The sequence below is a fragment of the Janthinobacterium sp. SUN206 genome (assembly GCF_030587305.1).
GTDB classification, from domain to species: domain Bacteria; phylum Pseudomonadota; class Gammaproteobacteria; order Burkholderiales; family Burkholderiaceae_D; genus Janthinobacterium; species Janthinobacterium kumbetense.
In genome coordinates this window covers 356,580-375,256 of sequence record NZ_JAPWIB010000005.1, presented here as the reverse complement: position 1 = coordinate 375,256, position 18,677 = coordinate 356,580, and the positions used below count along the sequence as shown (strand labels likewise).

Here is an 18,677-nt window from a genome sequence, read left to right as displayed (position 1 = left end):
CGGCGCGCGTCGGGTAACATACGCCACCTTTGCCATACAGAGAACACTCGATGCCCCATTCCCGATACGCCCTGCCGTCGCTGCGCACGGCCGTGCTGGCCGCCGCGCTGGCCAACCTGTCCGCCTGCGCCAGCCCGCCCGCGCACGAAACGCTGTTCCTCGCCACCACCCTCACGCCTGCGCACTCCTTCACCAAGGGCGTCGAAGGCCCGGCCGTGGATGCGGATGGCAATATCTATGCCGTCAACTTTGCGCGCCAGCAAACCATCGGCAAGGTCAGCCCCGGCGGCATGGGCGAGGTGTACCTGACCCTGCCTGGCACCAGCATCGCCAACGGCATCCGCTTCGGCAGCCGCGGGCAGATGTATTTGGCCGACTACATGGAACACACGATTTACCTGGTCGACCCGGCCACGCGCGCGCTCGCCATCCACGCACGCGAACCGCGCATGACGCAGCCGAACGACATCGCCATCACGGCCGACGACGTACTGTATGCGAGCGACCCGAACTGGAAGGAAAACACGGGCCGCGTGTGGCGCATCGCGCAGGACGGCACGGTGACCCTGGCGCTCGACACCATGGGCACGGCCAACGGCATCGAGGTGAGTCCCGACGGCAAGATCTTGTATGTGAATGAAAGCGTGCAGCGCAATATCTGGATGTACGACATCGCCGCGGACGGCAGCCTGAGCGGCAAGCGATTGCTGATCAAGTTCGACGATTTCGGCATGGACGGCATGCGCGTGGACGTCGACGGCAACCTGTACGTGACGCGCTACGGCAAGGGCAGCGTGGTCAAACTATCGCCGCAGGGCCGCATCTTGCGCGAGATCAGCGTGCCCGGCGCCAAGCCGAGTAACATCACCTTCGGCGGCCCCGATGGCCGCACGGCGTACGTGACGGAAGTGGTGCAGGGACGGCTGCTGCAATTTCGCGTCGACCGCCCGGGCCTGGAATGGCAGCGGGCGCAGCAGCATAAGGCAAATGCGGCAAATGCGGCGGCAGCGGCGGCAGCCACGCCACCGGCTGCCGCGGAGTCCGTCAGCGCGGAATGACGCGCTCCGCCTTCAACTTCTCGAACAGCTGGAAGAAGGCGTCTTGCGTATCCTGGTAATCGGGGAAGCCGGCCTTGCGGCTCTTGCCCATGTCCGTCATCACTTCCATCGGCCGGCCCAGGTCGGCATCCGTATGCCACCAGGAAGCGAGGCGGCCGACATCCAGCTCGGCCAGATCATGCTGCTGCGCGATGGCGCGCCACTGGGCGGGGGCATCCTGCATGCGCCCGGCCAGCGGCGCCATCACCTGGGGCAAACCGGCCGCCGCGACGCCGAAATAGGCGGCCAGGCGCGGCCACAGCCACTTCCAGCGGAAGACGTCGCCATTGACGATATTGAAGTCTTCGTTGCGCGCGGCGGGGCTGTCGGCCGCCCACGCCAGGTGGCGCGCGATCTGGCCCGCGTCCGTCATGTCGGACAAGCCGTGCCATTGCGCGGGCGAACCGGGAAACACGAAGGGCTGGCCGCCGGCCTTGCACAAATTCGCATACACGGCCAGGGTCAGGCCCATGTTCATGGCATTGCCCAGCGCGTAGCCGATGATGGTGTGCGGGCGGTGCACGCTCCACGTAAAACCGTATTGCGCGGCCGCTTCAAACAGCCGGTCTTCCTGAGCATAGTAGAAATTCTCGACCGCCTGCCGGCCCTGCTCTTCGCGAAATGGCGTGACGGGCACGCTGCCCTGGCCATACGCATCGAACGGTCCCAGATAATGCTTGAGTCCCGTCACCAGCGCCGCATGGCGCAAGTGGCCGTCCGGTCCCAGCGCGGCCAGCACATTGGCCACCATGGCGCCATTGACGCGGATGTTTTCCTGCTCGTTTGCCTGACGTGCCCAGGCCGTGAAAAAGACGTGGCTGGCGTCCAGGCCCGCCAGGGCGGCGTTTACTGCCGCGCCATCCGTGGCATCCAATTGCAGGGAAGTGCAGCCTGCCGGCACGGGCGTGCGGCCGCGCGAGACGCCCGTCACTTGCCAGCCCTGCGCCAGCAAGTGCGTGGCCAGATTGTTGCCGATGATGCCGCTGGCGCCGATGATGAGAGCGTGTTTTTGCATGAGAGAAAGCCTCCGAAAGAAAAAAACATCATATCCGCGCCATCAATTCTTATCCGCGATACTATTTCCCCTTATTCATGAATAAAATTCGCGAATCATGTTTTCATCGGAACATCTCAAGGGCCTCACGCCATTTCTCGCCACGGCCGACGCGGGCAGTTTTACCAGGGCGGCCGAGCGCCTGCACCTGAGCAGCTCGGCCGTCAGCAAGAGCGTGGCGCGGCTGGAAGAGCGGCTGGGCGTGCTGCTGTTCGAGCGCAGCACGCGCCGGCTGAAACTGAGCGACGCGGGCCGCGCCTACTACGCCACTTGCAAGCGCGTGCTGCAGGAACTGATGGATGCGGAAGACGTGCTGGGCGAGCATGCGACGGAGCTGGCGGGCAAGGTGCGCATCGGCGTACCCGCCTCGTATGGCCGCCTGCGCGTGATGCCGGCCCTGCTGGAACTATGCGTGCAGTATCCGCGCCTGCAGCCGTCGATCGCCTTCAGCGACCGCTTTGTCGACCTGTTCGAAGAGCGCATCGACATCGCCGTGCGCATCGGCGCGCCCTCGCACTGGCCGGCCGCGCTGGGCCAGATGCACCTGGGCGACGAACAGCTGATCCTGTGCGCGGCGCCCAGCTACCTGGCGCGGCGCGGCACGCCCGCGTCCATCGCGGATCTGGATGGCCACGACTGCATCGCCTACGGACGCGGCGATGGTTCGCCCATGCCGTGGGTCTTTCCTGACGTCGCCACGGGCGGGCAGGTCGAGCACCGCCTGGCATCTCCCCGCATGACGGTGGGCGACGCGGAAGCGCGCACGGCCGCCGTACTGGCCGGCCTTGGCGTGGCGCAGCTGGCCACGTGGCTGGTGCACGAGCACCTGGCCACGGGCGCCATCGTGGCGGTGCTGCCGGCACTGGCCACGCAAGGCTTGCCCCTGTACCTGGCGTGGCCGCTGGCGCGCCAGCTGACGCCGAAAACAGGCACCCTGCTGCAGGAACTGCGGCAGCGGCTGACGATCAGTTGATTCAGTTGATTCAGTTGAAAATTCCGCTTGACCCTGACGTTACGTCAGGTGCGATTCTGCTTGCACGCACCCGGAAAGGAGTACCCCATGCTGTTGAAAATCGGTGAACTGGCCAGGATGACAGGCTTGAGCATCCGCACCCTGCACCACTACGACAGCATCGGTCTGCTCTCGCCCTCGGCGCGCACGCAAGCTGGCTACCGCCTGTACCAGCACGGCGACATGGACCGGCTGCACCGGATCATGGCGCTGCGCAAGTTCGGGCTGTCGCTGGCCGATATCGCCAACGCCCTCGCCGGCCCGGACCTGCCTTTGCATTCCATCGTGGCGCAGCAGATCGCCATGCTGGAACGCCAGATCGCGCAAGCTTCCACCTTGCGCGAACGCCTGCGCACCCTGCAGGCGCAACTGGCGCAGGGGCAGGCGCCGGAACTGACCGAGTGGCTCACCACTATGGAGTTAATGACCATGTACGACAAATACTTTAGTCCCGAAGAACTGCAACAGCTGCCGCTGCTGACAGATAGCGCCGTGGAACAGGAATGGAAAGCACTGGTAGCGAGGGTGCGCGCCGTCAAGGAGGCGGGCGCCGGCCCCGGCGATGCGCAAGCACAAGCGCTGGCCACGGAATGGATGGTCAAGCTGGTGCGCGACACGGGCGCCCACCCGGGCCTGTTCGCGCGCCTGAACAGCATGCACGAACAGGAACCATCGATGCAAGCGACGACCAGCGTCGATGCGGACGTGATGCAATTCATCATCGCCGCCTTCAATGCCTCGCGCATTGCGCTGTATCGACCTTTCCTCGATGAGCAGGAATATGCGTACCTGGTGGCCAACTACGGCAGGCGTTCGGGCGAGTGGCCGGCCCTGATCGCCGCCGTGCGCGCCGCCATGGATGCGCGCACGCCGCCCACCGACCCGGCCGTGCTGCAGCTGGCGCGGCAGTGGCTGGAACTGTTCCGCTCATATGCAGGCACGAACCCGGCCACGCAGCTGAAATTCCGCCAGGCGCACCAGCAGGAACCGCGTCTGATGGAAGGCAGCTTCGTCGACGGGGCCATGCTGCAATACCTGGGCACGGCGATGGCCGTGGTGGCGCAGGAGCGTCCCGCCAAATAAGTTGACGTGTGGCATCTCGTGGGCGGGGCCATGTAGAATCGGCCTTCGCCCACGAGAGGAACAACCGATGCGCCGCTTTCTGTTTGCTTGCCTGACCCTGCCCGCCCTGCATGCCGCCATGGCGGCCGAGCCGCCCGTGCAAGGGGTGTGGCAGGGCACCGTGGGCAAGGCCAATATCGTGGCTTGCTTCAACCAGCCCAGCCCCACGCAAGGGTCTGACCGCAGCGGCAACTATTACTACACGCGCTACAAGACGCCGATCATGCTGACCAAGCCGAACGGTAAAGTCCTGTGGCAGGAACTCGACGCCAAGGGCGACACGACGGGCACCTGGTCCCTGAATGCGCCGCAAGACGGCAAAGTCACCGGCACCTGGGCGGACCCGAAAAGCGGCAAGACCCTGCCCCTGGCCCTGACCCTGCTGGAAGCGGCGGGCGACCGCGAGCATCCGTCCTGCGCCAGCGATGCCTACAACCTGGCGCTGGAAGATTTTCCTAATACCAAGACGAGCAAGCCGATCGCCTTCGAAGGCAAGCAATACCGCAACCTGCAAGTGGGCGACACCATCACCGTGGAATTGATCGCGCCCGGCGATGGCGTGACAAAAATCAATGCGCAGTTGCGCGCCGTGCTGGCAAAAAATAAAAAAGACCTGGCCGACTTCTATGCCACGCGGCGCGAATACCTGGGCCGCAACGGGTTCACGACGGAAGACGAAGTGTATGCGGAGCCGACCTACTGGTCGCCGCGCTGGGTGACGGTCAAGTTCTACCGCTGGGCGGCAGGCTATGGCGCCAACGGCATCTCCATCAAATTCCGTACCTGGGACGTCAAAACGGGCCAGGAAACGGACGTGTGGAACTGGTTTGGCGCCAGCGCCAGCGATGGCGACGACAAGGCCGAATTGCCGGACCGCTTGCGCCAGGCCCTGTTCAAGGACGTGAAAATCGATGCCGAATGCAAGGGCACGGATTACGACGGCCGCGGCCGCTTCCACCTGTCCCTGAAGCCGGAAGGCGTGTCCTTCTGGGAAGACTCGAACGGCAGCGGCTGCGAAAACGATTTTTTACTGCCGTACAGCAAGGTCGGCCCCTTCCTCACCGTCAAGGGCCGCGCCGCGCTCAGCGATTTGCTGCCGAAGAACTAAGCAGCACCTCTGCCACCATCTCCGCCGTGGCGGCCGCCAGGGTCCAGCCCAGGTGGCCGTGGCCCGTGTTGTAATACACGCCAGGCGCCTTGCCCGGCCCCACTTTCGGCAGCATGTCGGGCAGCATGGGGCGCAAGCCCGCCCACGGGATCACCTTGCGCGTATTAACACCGGGAAAGCACTGCTCCACCCAGCGCACCAGCGGGCGGATGCGGTCGGCGCGGATGTCGTCATTGAAGCCATTGAATTCCGCCGTGCCCGCCACTCTGAGCCGGTCTTCGCCCAGGCGGCTGCTGACCAGCTTGGTCGCGTCGTCGAGCAGGCTGACCTTCGGCGCCGCCGCGCGGCTGGCTGCGTCGTCGAGCTGCACGGTAATCGAATAGCCTTTCACGGGATATACATTCACGTGGTCGCCCAGCATTGCCGCCATGGCGCGGCTGGCCGTGCCCGCGCAGATGACGACGGCATCGAACACGCTGCTGTCCTCGCCCACGCCCACGCTGATGCGCACCTTGCCGTGTTCGCGCGCCAGCGCGGTGACCTGCGCGCCGTAGCGGCACGCCACGCCCAGGCGCAGGCATGCGTCGGCCAGGCCGCTGGTGAATTTGTGGATGTCGCCCGTGGAATCGCTGTCCGTGTAGTAGCCGCCGTAAAAGTCGCCCTGCAAGGCCGGCTCGATGGCGCGCATTTCCTGCCGCGTGACGGCGCGCCGCTCCAGTCCGCCCTGCGCCAGCAGGCGCGACACGCCGGCTGCCCGCTCGAAGCCGCGCTGGTCACGGTAGACGTGCAGGATGCCGGCGCGGCGATGATCGAAATCAATATGCTCTTCCTGCGCCCAGGCAAACAAGTGTTCGCGCGCGGCGATCGCCAGGCGCGCCGTGGCGATGGTGTTGCGCTCGTAGGCGGGCATGGCGGCAAGGAATTGCGCAAACCAGCTCAGCTTGTGCCAGCTGGGCCATGGATGCAGCAGCAGGGGCGCGTCGCGCCGTGCCATCCATTTCAGGGCGTTCAAAATCGTTGCCTTGTGGTTCCACACTTCCGCGTGCGAGGCCGACAATTGCCCGCCGTTCGCATACGACGTTTCCATGGCCGCATAACGGTGGCGCTCGATCAGGGTGACATTGACGCCCCGTTTCGCCAGCGCGTAAGCGGTGGTGACGCCCGTGATGCCCCCGCCCAGCACGGCCACCCGCGTCATAGTGGCGACACCTTGTGCACGACGGTATCGCCCGCCTGCAGTACGCGGCCATCCTCGGCCAGCACGTCCATCCTGCGCACGGGCAAGCCCGAACCGCGCTGCAGCAGGGTCGAATGCGCCTCGCCCGCCTGGAACAATTGTGCCTCGCTCCACTGGCGCAAACCGACGACGACGGGAAACAGGGCCAGCCCCTTGGCCGTCAGCACGTATTCCTGGTAGGCCGTGCCGTCCGATGCGGGCGCGACCGTAAAGATGCCCTCTTCCACCAGCGTGTGCAGGCGGTCGGCCAGGATGTTCTTCGCCACGCCCAGGCTTTTCTGGAACTCGCCGAACCGGCGCATGCCGTCGAAGGCGTCGCGCACGATCAGGAGCGACCAGCGCTCGCCGATCGCGTCGAGCGCGCGCGCCACGGGACAGGGGTCGGTTTTCAGGCTCTTGCGCTTGGCCACGGGCATTCTCCAGGATTGAGTGGTTGCATTTTAAAACTTCCCGGCGTAGACTCCAACTGGTTTTAATTTGAAACCACTTACATACAAGCCCATGCGCGACACGAACCTCCCCATCACGACAGCACTTCCCCCCACCCTCGTCTGGCTGTTTGCCACGGCGGCCGGCCTCAGCGTGGCCAATGTGTATTACGCCCAGCCCTTGCTCGCCACCCTGGCGCAGGAATTCGGCATGACGGAAGCGGCCAGCGGCATGGTCATCACGGCCACGCAGCTCGGCTGCGCGCTGGCCCTGCTGCTGCTGGTGCCCCTGGGCGACATGCTGAACCGGCGCCGTTTGACCCTGTTCCAGCTGGGTTTGCTGGCCATCTCCCTGGCGGCGCTGGGCTGCGCCCGCTCCACGGCCGCCTTGCTGGGCGGCATGCTGCTGGTGGGTCTGCTGGGGACGGCCATGACGCAGGGCTTGATCGCCTATGCGGCCAGCGCGGCGGCCAGCCACGAGCGGGGCCGCGTGGTCGGCATGGCGCAAGGCGGCGTGGTGATCGGCTTGCTGCTGGCGCGCACCCTGTCCGGCGTGGTGGCCGATGTGGCCGACTGGCGCGCCGTGTACTTTGTGTCGGCGGCCATCGCCTGCGCCCTGCTGTTGCTGCTGTGGCGCAAGCTGCCGCCGGCGCAGCCGGCCAACCGACAACTGGCGTATGGCGCCCTGCTTGCCTCGATGGCGGGGATGTTGATGCACAACAAGGTCTTGCGCGTGCGCGGTACGCTGGCCCTGCTGATGTTTGCCGTGTTCAATATTTTCTGGAGCGCCCTGGTGCTGCCCCTGACGGCGCAAGGCTACAGCCATGCGGCCATCGGCGCGTTTGGCCTGGTGGGCGTGGTGGGGGCGCTGGGCGCGGCGCGCGCCGGGGCGCTGGCCGATAATGGCCGCGCGCAGTGGACGACGGGCGCAGCCCTGTTGCTGCTGCTGGCCGCGTGGCTGCCGCTCAGCTTTGCGGGCGCGTCCCTGTGGCCCCTGGTCGTCGGCATCATCGCGCTGGACCTGGCGGGCCAGGCCATCCACGTGACGAACCAGAGCCTGATTTTCAAACAGGATAGCGACGCGCACAGCCGCCTGGTGGCGTGCTACATGCTGTTTTATGCGGTGGGAAGCGGACTCGGTGCGATTGCCGCCACCAGCGTGTATGCGCTGGCGGGCTGGCATGGGGTATGCGCGCTGGGCGCGGCGGTCAGCTTGCTCGCCCTGCTGTTCTGGCGACTGACCTTGCCTGCTGAAAAAACTGAGAGCGCCTAACAGAACCGTAGCGAGCGGCAGTGAGTTGCGGCTGAGAAGCGCAGCTGTGCGGATGCACAGTGAGCATCGGAGGCCGCAAGTCGCGACGCGCAGTAGGTTATGTTAGGTGCTTAGTTCAGCATGGCCGCGGTAGAACCATGGCGGTAGGTTTTCAAGGCGTCCGGCTGGATCTGGATCAGCGAACCGCTGACTTTAATCAAATGCAAGTCCGTCAACTGGTGCAGCACGCGCGACAGGGTGGCGGGCGCCAGGTTCAGGAACGATGCCAACAGACTTTTCTTCAAGTCCAGCTTGACCTCGTTCGAACGCTGCTGGTCCGACGCTTGCAGCAGGTACTCGACCACGCGCTGGGTGGCGTTCTGCACGGAGCAGCGCTCCACGTTGCGGATAAAACCCATCAGGTGATGCGACAGGCTGTTCATCATCTGGCGCGCGATACGGGGCGACTGGTCCAGCAGGCGCAGCAGCGCGTGCGGCGGAATGCGCAGCAGCAGGCAGTGCTCGAGCGCTTCGGCGCAGAACGGATACGGTTCATCGAGGAAAATCATGGCTTCGCCGAAACTCTGGCCCGGGCGGATCAGTTCCAGTACCTTGTCGGTACCTTCCATGGAAAACACGCTCAGCTTGACGAGGCCGAAGACCACCACATAGGCGCCTTCCGCCACTTCGCCCTTGCGGAACAGTACTTTGCCTTTTTCCACTTCGACGCGCACGACATCCTGGCGCAATTGCTCTAATTGCGAAGGGGAAATATGGCGAAACAGAGCCTGGCTCGATAGCAAGCCATCGACGTTGACCTTATGCATGACACTCTCTTATTAGATTAGCGAATGACTAAGAGTGTAATGCGCAGGCACGGTCAAGGCCATACGTCAAAGGAACTAGGGTTGTCTAGGCCGGAACGCCATGCAGATCAAACAATCGCGCATTCCTTGCGCACTATTTGCACTTTGTTTGATCTTTATTTGCTCAACTCGCGCTCGACGGCATACACGGCGATCTGCACGCGGCTGCTGAGCTTAAGCTTTTTGAGGATATTTTGCACGTGGATTTTCACCGTGCTTTCGGCCACATCGAGCTGGCGCGCGATTTCCTTGTTGCTCAGTCCTTGCGCCAGGCAAGCCATGGCTTCGCGTTCGCGCGGCGTCAGCTTGTCATAGTCGGCCTGGGGCGCGTTCTGCCCCGCGCGGAACTGCGACACGAGCTTGGCCGTCATGGCGTCGGCGATCACGGATTCGCCGGCGGCGGCGCGGCAAATGGCCTGGCCCAGCTGCTCGGCTTCGATATTCTTCAGCAGGTAGCCGCGCGCGCCCGCGCGCAGGGCCGCGCCCAGGTCGGCCGCGTTTTCCGACACGGTCAGCATCAGCACGACCATCTGCGGCAAGTCCTGCAAGATCAGCTGCAGCGCCTCGACGCCGGACACGCCGGGCATGTTCAAGTCCATCAGCACCACGTCGGGCCGCAGTTCGGCCGTCAGGCGCACGCCGTCCAGCCCGTTCGATGCCTCGCCCACCACCTGGAATTGAGGATTGCGCTGCAGCAGCAGCTTGACGCCGCTGCGCAGCAAGGTGTGGTCGTCGACCAGCAGGATTTTGATTGGTGCGTTCACTATGTTTGTGGCCTGATAGGGATAAGTCATCTGTTACGCGGCCTGGCGCCGGGCTGCCGGCAAGGCCAGCGAGATCGTCGTGCCGCCGCCGGGCGTGCTGTCGATGGCAAATTGCGCACCGAGCCGCTCGGCTCTTTCCTGCATGATACGCAAGCCGATCTGCAATTCCGTTTTCTTGTCGCGCAGGTTGGCGGCGAAGCCTTCGCCATCGTCGCGCACCTGCAGCGCGAAATCGCGCCCGTTGACCACGCGCAGCGCCACGTTGCTCGCTTGCGCGTGCTTGCGGATATTCGACAGCGCTTCCTGCACGATGAACAGGATCTGCAACTGCTGCTCGGGCGCCAGCGGCGCGCCATTGCCGCTCATGTCCAGGGTGCCGACGACGCCCGTCTGCAGCTCGAACTTGGCCAGCACTTCCGACAGCTTGCTTTCCAGGTCGCTGCCATGCCAGCGCGTGCGGAAATTGACCAGCAATTCGCGCACGTCCTGGTAGCTTTGCTCGACGCCCATGCGCATCAGCGGCAACACTTCGGCCGCTTCGTCGAGCTGGCCCCGGCGCACGGAATCGTCGAGCATCTGCACTTGCAGGCTGATGAAGTTGAGGCTTTGCGCAATGCTGTCATGCAAGCCTTCGGCCAGCAGGCTGCGTTCGCGCGCCACGGCGAATTCCTTTTCGCGCGCGATCAGGCGCTGGTTTTCGATGGCGATGCCCAGGCTCTGGCCCAGCGTTTCCAGCCAGCCCTGTTGCTGCGCATGCACGGCTTGCGGGCGCGCAAAGTGCAGCGAAAAACTGCCCACCACCTGGTCGCGCGCGAGGATGGGAAAGACGGCGATGGCGATAAATCCTTCATCCTGGCAACGGTAGCGCTGCAAGGCATCGACCTGGCGGAAATCACGGATCTGGATCACGCCCTGCGCCACGGCCGCGCCGCACAGGCAATCGTTGTTGCGGATGCAGTGTTCCTCTTCCACCATGGCATCGGAAATGCCCTCGTGCACGATGATGTGCACGGTATCGTGCTGCGGATCGAGGATGCGCACGGTGCCCCCTTCCGCCTGCGCGAACTGCATCACGTGGCGCAGGAAGCCGCGGCACAGCGCATCGATGGCGTGCTGTCCCGCCAGCAAGGTGGAAATCTCGTGCAGGGTGGCCAGCTGGCGTTCCTGCGCGGCGCTCAGGCCCGATTCGGCTTGCGCCAGGCGGCGCTGGCGCCAGCGCGACGCTGGAAGTTGTTTGCGGGAAGATTGACTGCGCGGCGCATGCATGAAGAACTCGAATCTGAAAAGTGGTGCGCCCGGCAAGCGCTGCGGCTTGCCGGGCTGGTAAAGGTTACAAACGGATCTCGGTACCCAGCAGCTTGACGAACTGCGCCAGCCAGGCCGGATGCGCGGGCCACGCGGGCGCCGTGACGAACTGGCCATCCGTGACGGCGTCCGTGACGGCGATGTCGGCATACGTGCCGCCCGCCAGCTTCACTTCCGGCGCGCAGGCGGGATAGGCGGAAATGCGCTTGCCGCGGATGACGTCGGCGGCGGCCAGCAACTGCGCACCGTGGCAGACGGCCGCGACAGGCTTGCCCGCGTCGGCGAAATGGCGCACGGCGGCGATGACTTTCTCGTTCAGGCGCAGGTATTCGGGCGCGCGGCCGCCGGCGATCATCACGGCGTCATAGTGGGCCGGGTCGATGTCGTCGAAACTGGCGTTCAGGGTGAACAAATGGCCCGGCTTTTCCGTGTAGGTCTGGTCACCCTCGAAATCGTGGATGGCCGTCTTGATCGTCTCGCCGCTCTTCTTGCCGGGACACACAGCATGCACGGTATGGCCGAGCATCAGCAGGGCCTGGAACGGCACCATCGTCTCATAATCTTCTGCAAAATCGCCGGTCAAAAACAGAATTTTCTTCGCTGCCATTTAGTTCTCCTATGAAAGATTGATCCCATATCCTTGCCAGCAGGACACACCGCAAGCCGTATCTTAGCGCGACTTGGCAACCATACTGGATATTTATCAAACTTTTGCGCCTTGATCGAGGATTTTACAGGCTGAGGCAGAATTTTTTACAGGCTGGCAGGTCAAACTCGGACGCCCCCACTCGAAAGCCTGGCCATGCACACCGCCACCAGCCCCCTTGCTGCGCCTGCCCTGATCCGTATCTTCGACCATTTTGCCGATGCGCAACAGGCCCGCAGCGCCCTGCTCGACGATGGTTTCCCCGCGCACGCCGTGCAGCTCGACACGGTCGACGACGAGGCCGTCCCCACCGTCCCCATACAGGGCAAGGCCGCGTGGCGCGGCATGTTCCGCCTCGTCGTGGCCATCGGCAATGCGCAGGAGCGGGAACGGGCGCACGCCATCGTACAGGCGTATCACGGCTGCGATATCGACCAGCGCACGGCCAGCCACGTGGGCGGCCGGCGCGCAGGCGCAGGCGCACACGCGCCGGCCGGCTGACACCCTCCCCCGCGCGGCCAAATTATGGCAAGATCAAGCTTCCTTCATTCCTCAGTGGAACTTGCCATGATTTTTGAAATTGCCCACATCCAGATCAAATCGGCCACGCACGCTGCCTTCGAAGCGGCCGTGACGAAAGCCATCCCCCTGTTCCAGCGCGCGCGCGGCTGCGAGTCGATGCGCCTGGAGCGCTCGATCGAAAACGGCGACGCCTACCGCCTCGTCGTGGGCTGGACGACGCTGGAAGACCATACCGTGCATTTCCGCGGCAGCGACGACTTCCAGGCCTGGCGCGGCCTGGTGGGCGAATTCTTCGCCGCCCCGCCCCAGGTCGAGCACATGAACACGGTGGTGACCGGGTTTTAATATCGGCAGGCGGCACGGGCTGTCAATGTCCGTGCCGGCGCCTTAAACGGCAGGATGGTGAAACACTTGCCGCAAGTAAGCGAGGAAAGTTTCATCCTTGCACAGGGTCTTGCCCGGCGAATCCGACAATTTCGCCACGGACTGGCCATTGCAGCGCACCAGTTTCATGACGATGTTGAGCGGCGTCAAGCCGACATCGTTGGTGAGATTGGTGCCGATGCCGAAGCCCGTCATGATGCGGTCGGCGAAGTGCTGGTACAGGGCAAACGCCTTGTCCAGGTCCAGGCCGTCGGAAAACACGAGGCGCTTGGTATTGGCATCGATGCGCAGGGCCGCGTAATGGGCCAATGCCTTCTCGCCCCACTCGACGGGGTCGCCCGAATCGTGGCGCAAGCCGTCGAACAGCTTGGCGAAATACAGGTCGAAGTCGGCCAGGAAGGCGTCCATTCCCACCACGTCCGTCAGGGCGATACCCAGGTCGCCCCGGTATTCCTGCACCCAGTCTTCCAGTGCCGCCTTTTGAAAGTCGCGCAAGCGCACGCCAAACGACTGGAACGATTGCATGTATTCATGGGCCATGGTGCCGATCGGCACGATGCCGAGCTTTTTCGCCAGGTACACATTCGACGTACCCTTGAAATACTCGGGCACCTCGCGCGCCAGGCGCTGCACCACCTCGTCATGCCAGGCACCGGAAAAGCGCCGGCGCACGCCGAAGTCGGAAAACTCGAATGGATGCTTGCGCCTTGGCAGCTTGCCGAATTCCTTCACGGCCGCCACTTTCAAGCCCAGGCGGTGGCGCCCTTCGCGCATGGCCGCGTCCAGGTCGAAACGGCGGAAATACAGTTCGTTGATGATGTACAGCACGAAAATCTCGAAGCCCATCACGTGCACTTGCGGCCCGGCCGCGTGCACGAGCAAGGTGTCGCCATCCGTGCTCACTTCGATGAACTTGCGCTGGAAGCGGAACACCGTCAAAAAGTCGACGAAATCACTCTTCATGAAGCGCAGGGTGCGCAGATAGGCCAGCTCGTCGTCGGCAAACGACATCGAGCATAAATGGTCGAGCTGCTCTTCCAGCTCGCCCTTCAGTTCGGCCAGGGGAAAGGCCGTGGCGTTGCGGCAGACAAATTCGTATTCGGTATGGGTATTCGGATGACCGTGCAGCAATGCTTGCCACATTGTAAATTTATACAGATCGGTTTCCAGCAAACTGCGCACTATCGGGGTCATGTGTGTTTTCTCCAACTTCCTGAAGCCAGAATAGTACGCCACTGCAAGCATTTCAGCAGGACACAATCGACAATGGCTCAGGCCGGCGCGTTCGCCTGCAGTTCGGGCAAGACGTCGGCGGAGGTGGCCAGCCGCGCGCCGCGCGCATGCATGGCGGCCAGGAAGTCGCGCTGCTGTGATGCAAAGCCCGTGACGGGGCTCATGCAATCCGTCAGCAAGACCAGGCGCGACAGCGCCTGCGGTCCCTGCTGCGCTTGCAGGTAATCGGCGATGTGCTCGGTGCTGGCTTTCACGCAATGGCTGCCCGCTTCGCCGGTGACATAAATCTGCTGCGCCGGCAGCAAGGTATCGAGGAAGGCGCGGTTGAGCTGGGTGGCCGCATCCTGCGGATCGGGCACTTCCGCCATGACGGCCGAGTAATGCTCGGTCCATGGATTCGAACCCTTGCTCAGCTTGGCCACCACTTGCAGCCGCTCCACTTCCCACGCGTTGTAGGCGGCGCGCACGGCCGCGTGGACATTCTGCCCCCAGCTGCCGATCTCGCAATGCACGGGCCACACCATCAATTGATAGCGCCCCGCTTGCTGCAAGGCATCCAGATAAGCCAACGCGCGCGGCAAGGCGCCGCTGGCGGCGGGCAGGAACAGGCGGTCGCGCACCTGCTGCGCGCTGATCTGCGTAAATGGCGGCACGGCGCCGCCATCGCCCGTGCGCCAGAAGGCGGGGTGGGCGATGTCGTAGCGGTGGTGCGCGTCGAGCGTGATGCTGATCTGCGTCAAACCGCCTCCCCCTTCGCGGATCAATTGCGCCACGCGCAGCATATCCTGGTGGGCGCCGGGCACGGCCAGCGCCGGTGCGGCATCTGGCGGCAGCCATGCGGCGGGCAAGTCGCAAAAATCGTTTTGCGGATCGATGACGAGCAGGTGCAACTGGCGTTTCATGGCGGTCCTCTGGCGTGGCAATAGTTCGCATGATACGGGCAACTGCGCCGGCGCGCCTGCACCGGCTACGTGTGCTCACTCGCAATAACTTGCGCCGAAACAAGCCACGCGACGCTTCAGGGATGGAAGACATAGCGGCGCTGGCGCCGCTCGACCAGCTTGACGGCCACCTCGCCCGCCTCCGCCACGGCGTCCGCTTCCGTTGTAAACTGGTGGTCGGCCGACACCCGGCGCTTTTTCACCAGGTTGACCCGGTGCATGGGGTTGCGCGACGGGGCATAGATGGCGACGTAGGCGCCCCATAGCTTGCAGCCCCGCAAGGGTTCCGCCGTGTAATTCACCTCATAAAAATCAACATACTTTATCGGCACGATGTTCGCTCCAAAAATGACATGGCCGGACAGCTTGTCTCTACGGACTGACGCGGTAAAAAGGTAAAACCATGCGTTCACGCCTGCTCGGGATACCCGATGCGGCTTTGTTTTTATAACGCGGCACAGGAGAAAATGGATGAATGACTACCTCATCTTCATGCACGACGACACGGAAACACCGGTGGACGTCGCCACGCCGGCCTGGGAAGATTACTTCGCCATGCTCAGGGCCAGCGGCCGCTTCTGCGGCGGCAGTTCCATCGGTCCCGGTATCTGCGTGCACCGGTCCGGCCAGGCCAAACCGGTCACGCCACACTTGTCAGGTTATATACGTGTACAAGCTGAAAGTATAGACGATGCAAAAAAATTGTTAATCGGAAACCCCGTACTGAACGCAGGGGGGACGGTGGAAATTCGCGAGCTGCCGCGCGACTGACACGGCGTCGCCGGCCCCCTACTTTCCGGCCTCGGCCGCGGAATGCATGGACCACACGACGCTGAGGATTTTCCATTCGCCATCGCGCTTGACCATTTGCCACGCTTCCACGCCATAGTTGGACAATTTATTGCCGACGAGGAATTCGTAGTCGAAGTTGACCCACGCTACATGGCGGTCCTGGGTGATCTTGACGTTGTAGAATTTTTCTTCCGTGCGCTGGGGTTCGCGCTTGATGAAGTTGGCGAAACCGACATAGCCGGCCGCCCCGACGCCGTCGAAGTGGACGTCCGTCGTGTCCCGCATTTTCTTGATGAAATCGTCGTCGGCAGGCGAGGCGAACAGGATGTTCGTATGCAGCAGCAGCGACGACAGCAGCTTGACATCCTTGGCGATCAGGGCCGCCTGGAAGTCGGCGACGACTTTTTCGATGGCGCGGATATCGTCGGGCGTGGAGGCATGGCGCCCCACGTGGGACGGCGCAGCTGGCGCAGTTTGCGCCAGCGCAATGCCTGCTGAAAACAAAGAACATCCGAACAATATTGCGCTTGCCAACTTGTGCATGAGGGACTTTCATGGCGAACCGCTCGCCGGGCCGGCACGGGGCGTGCCGCCGGCAAGCTTATGTCAACCATAGCAGATTGGCAATCCCCCTTTGGAACTAGAGGCGAGCCTGATTCAGGCAGCCAGGGCCTCGATCGACGCGCGGCCCTTGGCGATTGCGCTGCTGACGGCTTCCTCGCCCATGGCCACGCCTTCGGCCTGCACGAACTCGATGTTGGTGATGCCGATGAAGCCCAGCGCCGTGCGCAGATAAGTGCTCAGGTAGTCATACGCGGCGCCGGGGCCTTCGCTGTAGACGCCGCCGCTGGCCGTGAAAATGACCGCTTTCTTGCCCGTGGCCAGGCCGACCGGGCCCGTCGCCGTGTACTGGAACGTGCGGCCCGCGCGCGCCACGTGGTCGATCCACGCCTTCAGGGTCGAGGGCACGGAAAAGTTGTACATGGGCGCGGCCAGCACCAGCACGTCGGCCGCCAGCAATTCGTCGACCAGGGTATCGGACAATTCCACGGCCGCTGCCGCCTGCGCGCTGCGCTGGTCGGCCGGGGTGAAGAAGGCGCCCATCACCTCTTCCGTCAAGTGCGGCACGGGCTGCGCCGCCAGGTCGCGTTCGACGACGCTGGCCCCTTGCGCGGCCAGTTTGGCGACGAATTCGCCGGACAATTGACGAGAAAGGGAACCGCTGTTGCGCACACTGCTATTAATGTATAAGACCTTGCTCATGAAGTGCTCCTGTGAAGATGGGTGACGGGAATGGCCGCATCGCAGCCCTTGCACACAGCATAGTTCGGGTCTACCATCGAGAAAACCGTGTAAATATAAATGATTAGCATCGAATTTCTAGATATGGAGTCAGCATGAGAGAACCGGGCCAGCCTTCGCTCGACCAGTTGCGCGTGTTTGTCGCCGTCATCGACGCGGGCGGTTTCGCCCACGCGGCGCGCCAGTTGCACCGCACGCAGTCGGTGATCAGCTACACCATCGCCAACCTGGAAGAACAACTGAACGTGGTGCTGCTCGACCGCGGCAAGCGCAAGCCCACCCTGACGGACGCGGGCAAGGCCCTGCTGGCCGACGCGCGCGCCGTGGCCCTGAAGGTCGACGGCATGCGCGCGCGTGCCAAGGCCTTGGCCGGCGGGCTGGAGGCGGAAGTGTCGGTGGTGGTCGACGTGATGTTTCCCACCTGCGTGCTGGTGCGCGTGCTCGAAGCGTTCCAGGCGCAGTTCCCCACGGTCGCCCTGCGCCTGCGCATCGAGGCCATGGGCGCCGTGGCGCAACTGGTGATGGATGGCAGTTGCCACATCGGCCTCGGTGGCTGGATGACGGCCACGGCCAGCGTCTTCGAGCGCCTGGCCGTGGGCCACGTGCGCCTGATTCCCGTGGCCGCGCCCAGCCACGCGCTGGCGCAGCTGGCAGGCCCGATCGCCTCCAACGTGGCGCGAGAACACGTGCAGCTGGTACTCAGCGACCGCAGCGTGCTGACGGAAGGCCAGGATTTCGGCGTGCTGGGATTGCGCAACTGGCGCCTGGGCGACCTCGGTTCCAAGCACGCGCTGCTGCGCGCGGGCCTGGGCTGGGGCAACATGCCCGAAGCGATGGTGCGCGACGACCTGGCGGAAGGCCGCCTGGTGCACCTGCCGCTGGCCGTCGACAATGGCGAGAATTACCCGATTTATCTGATCCAGCGCGCCGACACGCCGCCGGGCCAGGCGGGCAAGTGGCTGACGGAGCGGTTTGCGGAACAGTTGCCGCTACTGGCACAAGTCTTCTAGAAGCGCGCGCGGGCGGGTATCATGCGCGCATACATTGATCAGCATCAGAAGGAACCACATGGCCGGCATAGACGACTTCGTCAACAAACAAAAACCTGGCGCGCGCTTCGTCATCACGGCGCAGATGCTGCGCATGACGCCGCAGCAATTCGATTCGCTGGCGCAGGAATGGATGGAAGACGGCGGCCCCGGCTTCGACGTGGCCGGCATCCCGCACCGGGTGGTCGTCGACGGGCAGTTCTATATTGCCCGGCTCACCGTGCAGCGGCACGGCGAGCCGGCATAAGGTCTACTCGACGCCCAGCACGTGCAGGCGGCGCCGCAGGCGCGCCACTTCTTCCGACAAGTCGACCACCAGCGCGGCCAGTTCGGCGTTCGCGTCGAACACGGATTCGATTTCGTGCAGGCGGCGCGCGCGCACCAGGTCCAGGCTGGTGAAGCGCCAGGCCGTGAGTTGCCCCGCCGGCGGGCCATTTTGCAGCAGCACGCCCGTCTGCACGTGCTGCACCACCCAGTCCGGCTCCACGGCGCAGGCGCGCGCCAGTTCTTCCAGGCTCAGGGCACGGTCTTCCAGCAATTCGCCAATTACCTTGTTTGTCATG

23 protein-coding genes are annotated in these 18,677 nt (G+C 63.9%); 10 read left to right on the top strand and 13 right to left on the bottom strand.

Going from position 1 to position 18,677, the window contains the following annotated elements:
• Window positions 1–50 precede the first annotated feature (50 nt).
• Window positions 51–1,058, top strand: a complete 1,008-nt coding sequence (locus O3300_RS25005; protein WP_305054417.1) for an SMP-30/gluconolactonase/LRE family protein — start codon at window positions 51–53, stop codon at window positions 1,056–1,058.
• Here the strand turns inward: O3300_RS25005 and O3300_RS25000 are convergent.
• The gene (locus tag O3300_RS25000; RefSeq protein ID WP_305054416.1) at window positions 1,045–2,112 is read right to left on the bottom strand and encodes an SDR family oxidoreductase; all 1,068 of its coding nucleotides are present in this window, start codon (window positions 2,110–2,112) and stop codon (window positions 1,045–1,047) included. The two genes, O3300_RS25005 and O3300_RS25000, sit on opposite strands and share 14 nt — an antisense overlap.
• Window positions 2,113–2,209: 97 nt before the next feature.
• Here O3300_RS25000 and O3300_RS24995 point away from each other — a divergent pair, with 97 nt between their 5' ends.
• The 3 genes from O3300_RS24995 to O3300_RS24985 all read left to right on the top strand — a co-directional run bounded on the left by O3300_RS24995 (window position 2,210) and on the right by O3300_RS24985 (window position 5,393).
• The gene (locus O3300_RS24995; protein ID WP_289899969.1) at window positions 2,210–3,124 is read left to right on the top strand and encodes a LysR family transcriptional regulator; all 915 of its coding nucleotides are present in this window, start codon (window positions 2,210–2,212) and stop codon (window positions 3,122–3,124) included.
• Window positions 3,125–3,211: 87 nt separating this feature from the next.
• The gene (locus O3300_RS24990) at window positions 3,212–4,246 is read left to right on the top strand and encodes a MerR family transcriptional regulator (RefSeq protein ID WP_305054415.1); all 1,035 of its coding nucleotides are present in this window, start codon (window positions 3,212–3,214) and stop codon (window positions 4,244–4,246) included.
• Between the two features lie 67 nt (window positions 4,247–4,313).
• The gene (locus tag O3300_RS24985; RefSeq protein WP_305054414.1) at window positions 4,314–5,393 is read left to right on the top strand and encodes a hypothetical protein; all 1,080 of its coding nucleotides are present in this window, start codon (window positions 4,314–4,316) and stop codon (window positions 5,391–5,393) included.
• Here the strand turns inward: O3300_RS24985 and O3300_RS24980 are convergent.
• Together O3300_RS24980 and O3300_RS24975 are read right to left on the bottom strand one after the other, a co-directional pair.
• Window positions 5,368–6,591 carry a D-amino acid dehydrogenase gene (locus O3300_RS24980; RefSeq protein ID WP_305054413.1) on the bottom strand — a complete coding sequence of 408 codons (1,224 nt, stop codon included), beginning with the start codon at window positions 6,589–6,591 and terminating at the stop codon, window positions 5,368–5,370. The two genes, O3300_RS24985 and O3300_RS24980, sit on opposite strands and share 26 nt — an antisense overlap.
• Window positions 6,588–7,040 (bottom strand): helix-turn-helix domain-containing protein, encoded by a 453-nt coding sequence (locus O3300_RS24975; RefSeq protein WP_305054412.1) that lies wholly within the window; start codon window positions 7,038–7,040, stop codon window positions 6,588–6,590. Before O3300_RS24975 ends, O3300_RS24980 begins: the two co-directional genes overlap by 4 nt.
• 91 nt (window positions 7,041–7,131) lie before the next feature.
• On the opposite strand from O3300_RS24975, the gene O3300_RS24970 reads away from it, so the two are divergent.
• Entirely contained in the window at window positions 7,132–8,331 is a 1,200-nt protein-coding gene (locus O3300_RS24970; RefSeq protein WP_305054520.1) for an MFS transporter, read from the top strand.
• A 110-nt stretch (window positions 8,332–8,441) separates the two neighbouring features.
• On the opposite strand, the gene O3300_RS24965 is transcribed toward O3300_RS24970, so the two are convergent.
• From O3300_RS24965 to O3300_RS24950, 4 genes are all read right to left on the bottom strand, one after another.
• A complete protein-coding gene (locus tag O3300_RS24965; RefSeq protein ID WP_034781930.1) occupies window positions 8,442–9,137 on the bottom strand; it encodes a Crp/Fnr family transcriptional regulator in 696 nt (231 codons plus the stop codon).
• Window positions 9,138–9,292: 155 nt separating this feature from the next.
• The gene (locus O3300_RS24960; protein WP_170846465.1) at window positions 9,293–9,970 is read right to left on the bottom strand and encodes a response regulator; all 678 of its coding nucleotides are present in this window, start codon (window positions 9,968–9,970) and stop codon (window positions 9,293–9,295) included.
• A 3-nt stretch (window positions 9,971–9,973) separates the two neighbouring features.
• On the bottom strand, window positions 9,974–11,206 hold the full coding sequence (locus O3300_RS24955) for a GAF domain-containing protein (RefSeq protein WP_099665170.1): 1,233 nt from the start codon (window positions 11,204–11,206) through the stop codon (window positions 9,974–9,976).
• A 64-nt stretch (window positions 11,207–11,270) separates the two neighbouring features.
• Window positions 11,271–11,852: a DJ-1/PfpI family protein gene (locus O3300_RS24950; RefSeq protein WP_099665171.1), complete on the bottom strand. Its 582-nt coding sequence runs from the start codon at window positions 11,850–11,852 to the stop codon at window positions 11,271–11,273.
• Between the two features lie 195 nt (window positions 11,853–12,047).
• Between O3300_RS24950 and O3300_RS24945 the strand changes: the two genes are divergently transcribed.
• Together O3300_RS24945 and O3300_RS24940 are read left to right on the top strand one after the other, a co-directional pair.
• Window positions 12,048–12,392, top strand: coding sequence for a hypothetical protein (locus O3300_RS24945; RefSeq protein WP_305054411.1), 345 nt, complete (start codon window positions 12,048–12,050; stop codon window positions 12,390–12,392).
• Between the two features lie 66 nt (window positions 12,393–12,458).
• A complete protein-coding gene (locus O3300_RS24940; protein ID WP_034781921.1) occupies window positions 12,459–12,758 on the top strand; it encodes an antibiotic biosynthesis monooxygenase in 300 nt (99 codons plus the stop codon).
• A gap of 42 nt (window positions 12,759–12,800) precedes the next feature.
• Here the strand turns inward: O3300_RS24940 and pncB are convergent, their stop codons facing one another.
• The 3 genes from pncB to O3300_RS24925 all read right to left on the bottom strand — a co-directional run bounded on the left by pncB (window position 12,801) and on the right by O3300_RS24925 (window position 15,303).
• Entirely contained in the window at window positions 12,801–13,991 is a 1,191-nt protein-coding gene (pncB, locus tag O3300_RS24935) for a nicotinate phosphoribosyltransferase (RefSeq protein ID WP_099665174.1), read from the bottom strand.
• Between the two features lie 77 nt (window positions 13,992–14,068).
• Complete coding sequence (locus O3300_RS24930; protein ID WP_305054410.1) at window positions 14,069–14,932, bottom strand: cysteine hydrolase; 864 nt, start codon at window positions 14,930–14,932, stop codon at window positions 14,069–14,071.
• A 116-nt stretch (window positions 14,933–15,048) separates the two neighbouring features.
• Complete coding sequence (locus O3300_RS24925; RefSeq protein WP_099665176.1) at window positions 15,049–15,303, bottom strand: hypothetical protein; 255 nt, start codon at window positions 15,301–15,303, stop codon at window positions 15,049–15,051.
• Between the two features lie 139 nt (window positions 15,304–15,442).
• On the opposite strand from O3300_RS24925, the gene O3300_RS24920 reads away from it, so the two are divergent.
• Complete coding sequence (locus O3300_RS24920) at window positions 15,443–15,742, top strand: hypothetical protein (protein WP_099665177.1); 300 nt, start codon at window positions 15,443–15,445, stop codon at window positions 15,740–15,742.
• 18 nt (window positions 15,743–15,760) lie between these two features.
• Here the strand turns inward: O3300_RS24920 and O3300_RS24915 are convergent, their stop codons facing one another.
• Window positions 15,761–16,267 (bottom strand): nuclear transport factor 2 family protein, encoded by a 507-nt coding sequence (locus O3300_RS24915; RefSeq protein ID WP_305054409.1) that lies wholly within the window; start codon window positions 16,265–16,267, stop codon window positions 15,761–15,763.
• 153 nt (window positions 16,268–16,420) lie between these two features.
• Window positions 16,421–17,026, bottom strand: coding sequence for an FMN-dependent NADH-azoreductase (locus tag O3300_RS24910; RefSeq protein WP_305054408.1), 606 nt, complete (start codon window positions 17,024–17,026; stop codon window positions 16,421–16,423).
• Window positions 17,027–17,160: 134 nt separating this feature from the next.
• On the opposite strand from O3300_RS24910, the gene O3300_RS24905 reads away from it, so the two are divergent.
• Both O3300_RS24905 and O3300_RS24900 read left to right on the top strand, forming a co-directional pair.
• Entirely contained in the window at window positions 17,161–18,075 is a 915-nt protein-coding gene (locus O3300_RS24905) for a LysR family transcriptional regulator (RefSeq protein ID WP_305054407.1), read from the top strand.
• A 58-nt stretch (window positions 18,076–18,133) separates the two neighbouring features.
• Window positions 18,134–18,361, top strand: coding sequence for a hypothetical protein (locus O3300_RS24900; RefSeq protein WP_099665181.1), 228 nt, complete (start codon window positions 18,134–18,136; stop codon window positions 18,359–18,361).
• 3 nt (window positions 18,362–18,364) lie between these two features.
• Here the strand turns inward: O3300_RS24900 and O3300_RS24895 are convergent, their stop codons facing one another.
• Entirely contained in the window at window positions 18,365–18,676 is a 312-nt protein-coding gene (locus tag O3300_RS24895; protein ID WP_046685292.1) for a MerR family transcriptional regulator, read from the bottom strand.
• Window position 18,677: the final 1 nt, after the last annotated feature.

Bases quoted from the DNA above. Each gene is read 5' to 3' on its own strand.
- O3300_RS24930 (WP_305054410.1), bottom strand. From the start codon at position 14,932: ATGAAACGCCAGTTGCACCTGCTCGTCATCGATCCGCAAAACGATTTT.
- O3300_RS25005 (WP_305054417.1), top strand. From the start codon at position 51: ATGCCCCATTCCCGATACGCCCTGCCGTCGCTGCGCACGGCCGTGCTG.
- O3300_RS24900 (WP_099665181.1), top strand. From the start codon at position 18,134: ATGGCCGGCATAGACGACTTCGTCAACAAACAAAAACCTGGCGCGCGC.
- O3300_RS24980 (WP_305054413.1), bottom strand. From the start codon at position 6,591: ATGACGCGGGTGGCCGTGCTGGGCGGGGGCATCACGGGCGTCACCACC.
- O3300_RS24920 (WP_099665177.1), top strand. From the start codon at position 15,443: ATGAATGACTACCTCATCTTCATGCACGACGACACGGAAACACCGGTG.
- O3300_RS24985 (WP_305054414.1), top strand. From the start codon at position 4,314: ATGCGCCGCTTTCTGTTTGCTTGCCTGACCCTGCCCGCCCTGCATGCC.
- O3300_RS24950 (WP_099665171.1), bottom strand. From the start codon at position 11,852: ATGGCAGCGAAGAAAATTCTGTTTTTGACCGGCGATTTTGCAGAAGAT.
- O3300_RS24945 (WP_305054411.1), top strand. From the start codon at position 12,048: ATGCACACCGCCACCAGCCCCCTTGCTGCGCCTGCCCTGATCCGTATC.
- pncB (WP_099665174.1), bottom strand. From the start codon at position 13,991: ATGACCCCGATAGTGCGCAGTTTGCTGGAAACCGATCTGTATAAATTT.
- O3300_RS24955 (WP_099665170.1), bottom strand. From the start codon at position 11,206: ATGCATGCGCCGCGCAGTCAATCTTCCCGCAAACAACTTCCAGCGTCG.
- O3300_RS24960 (WP_170846465.1), bottom strand. From the start codon at position 9,970: ATGACTTATCCCTATCAGGCCACAAACATAGTGAACGCACCAATCAAA.
- O3300_RS24910 (WP_305054408.1), bottom strand. From the start codon at position 17,026: ATGAGCAAGGTCTTATACATTAATAGCAGTGTGCGCAACAGCGGTTCC.
- O3300_RS24905 (WP_305054407.1), top strand. From the start codon at position 17,161: ATGAGAGAACCGGGCCAGCCTTCGCTCGACCAGTTGCGCGTGTTTGTC.
- O3300_RS24895 (WP_046685292.1), bottom strand. From the start codon at position 18,676: ATGACAAACAAGGTAATTGGCGAATTGCTGGAAGACCGTGCCCTGAGC.
- O3300_RS24940 (WP_034781921.1), top strand. From the start codon at position 12,459: ATGATTTTTGAAATTGCCCACATCCAGATCAAATCGGCCACGCACGCT.
- O3300_RS24995 (WP_289899969.1), top strand. From the start codon at position 2,210: ATGTTTTCATCGGAACATCTCAAGGGCCTCACGCCATTTCTCGCCACG.
- O3300_RS24965 (WP_034781930.1), bottom strand. From the start codon at position 9,137: ATGCATAAGGTCAACGTCGATGGCTTGCTATCGAGCCAGGCTCTGTTT.
- O3300_RS25000 (WP_305054416.1), bottom strand. From the start codon at position 2,112: ATGCAAAAACACGCTCTCATCATCGGCGCCAGCGGCATCATCGGCAAC.
- O3300_RS24970 (WP_305054520.1), top strand. From the start codon at position 7,132: ATGCGCGACACGAACCTCCCCATCACGACAGCACTTCCCCCCACCCTC.
- O3300_RS24990 (WP_305054415.1), top strand. From the start codon at position 3,212: ATGCTGTTGAAAATCGGTGAACTGGCCAGGATGACAGGCTTGAGCATC.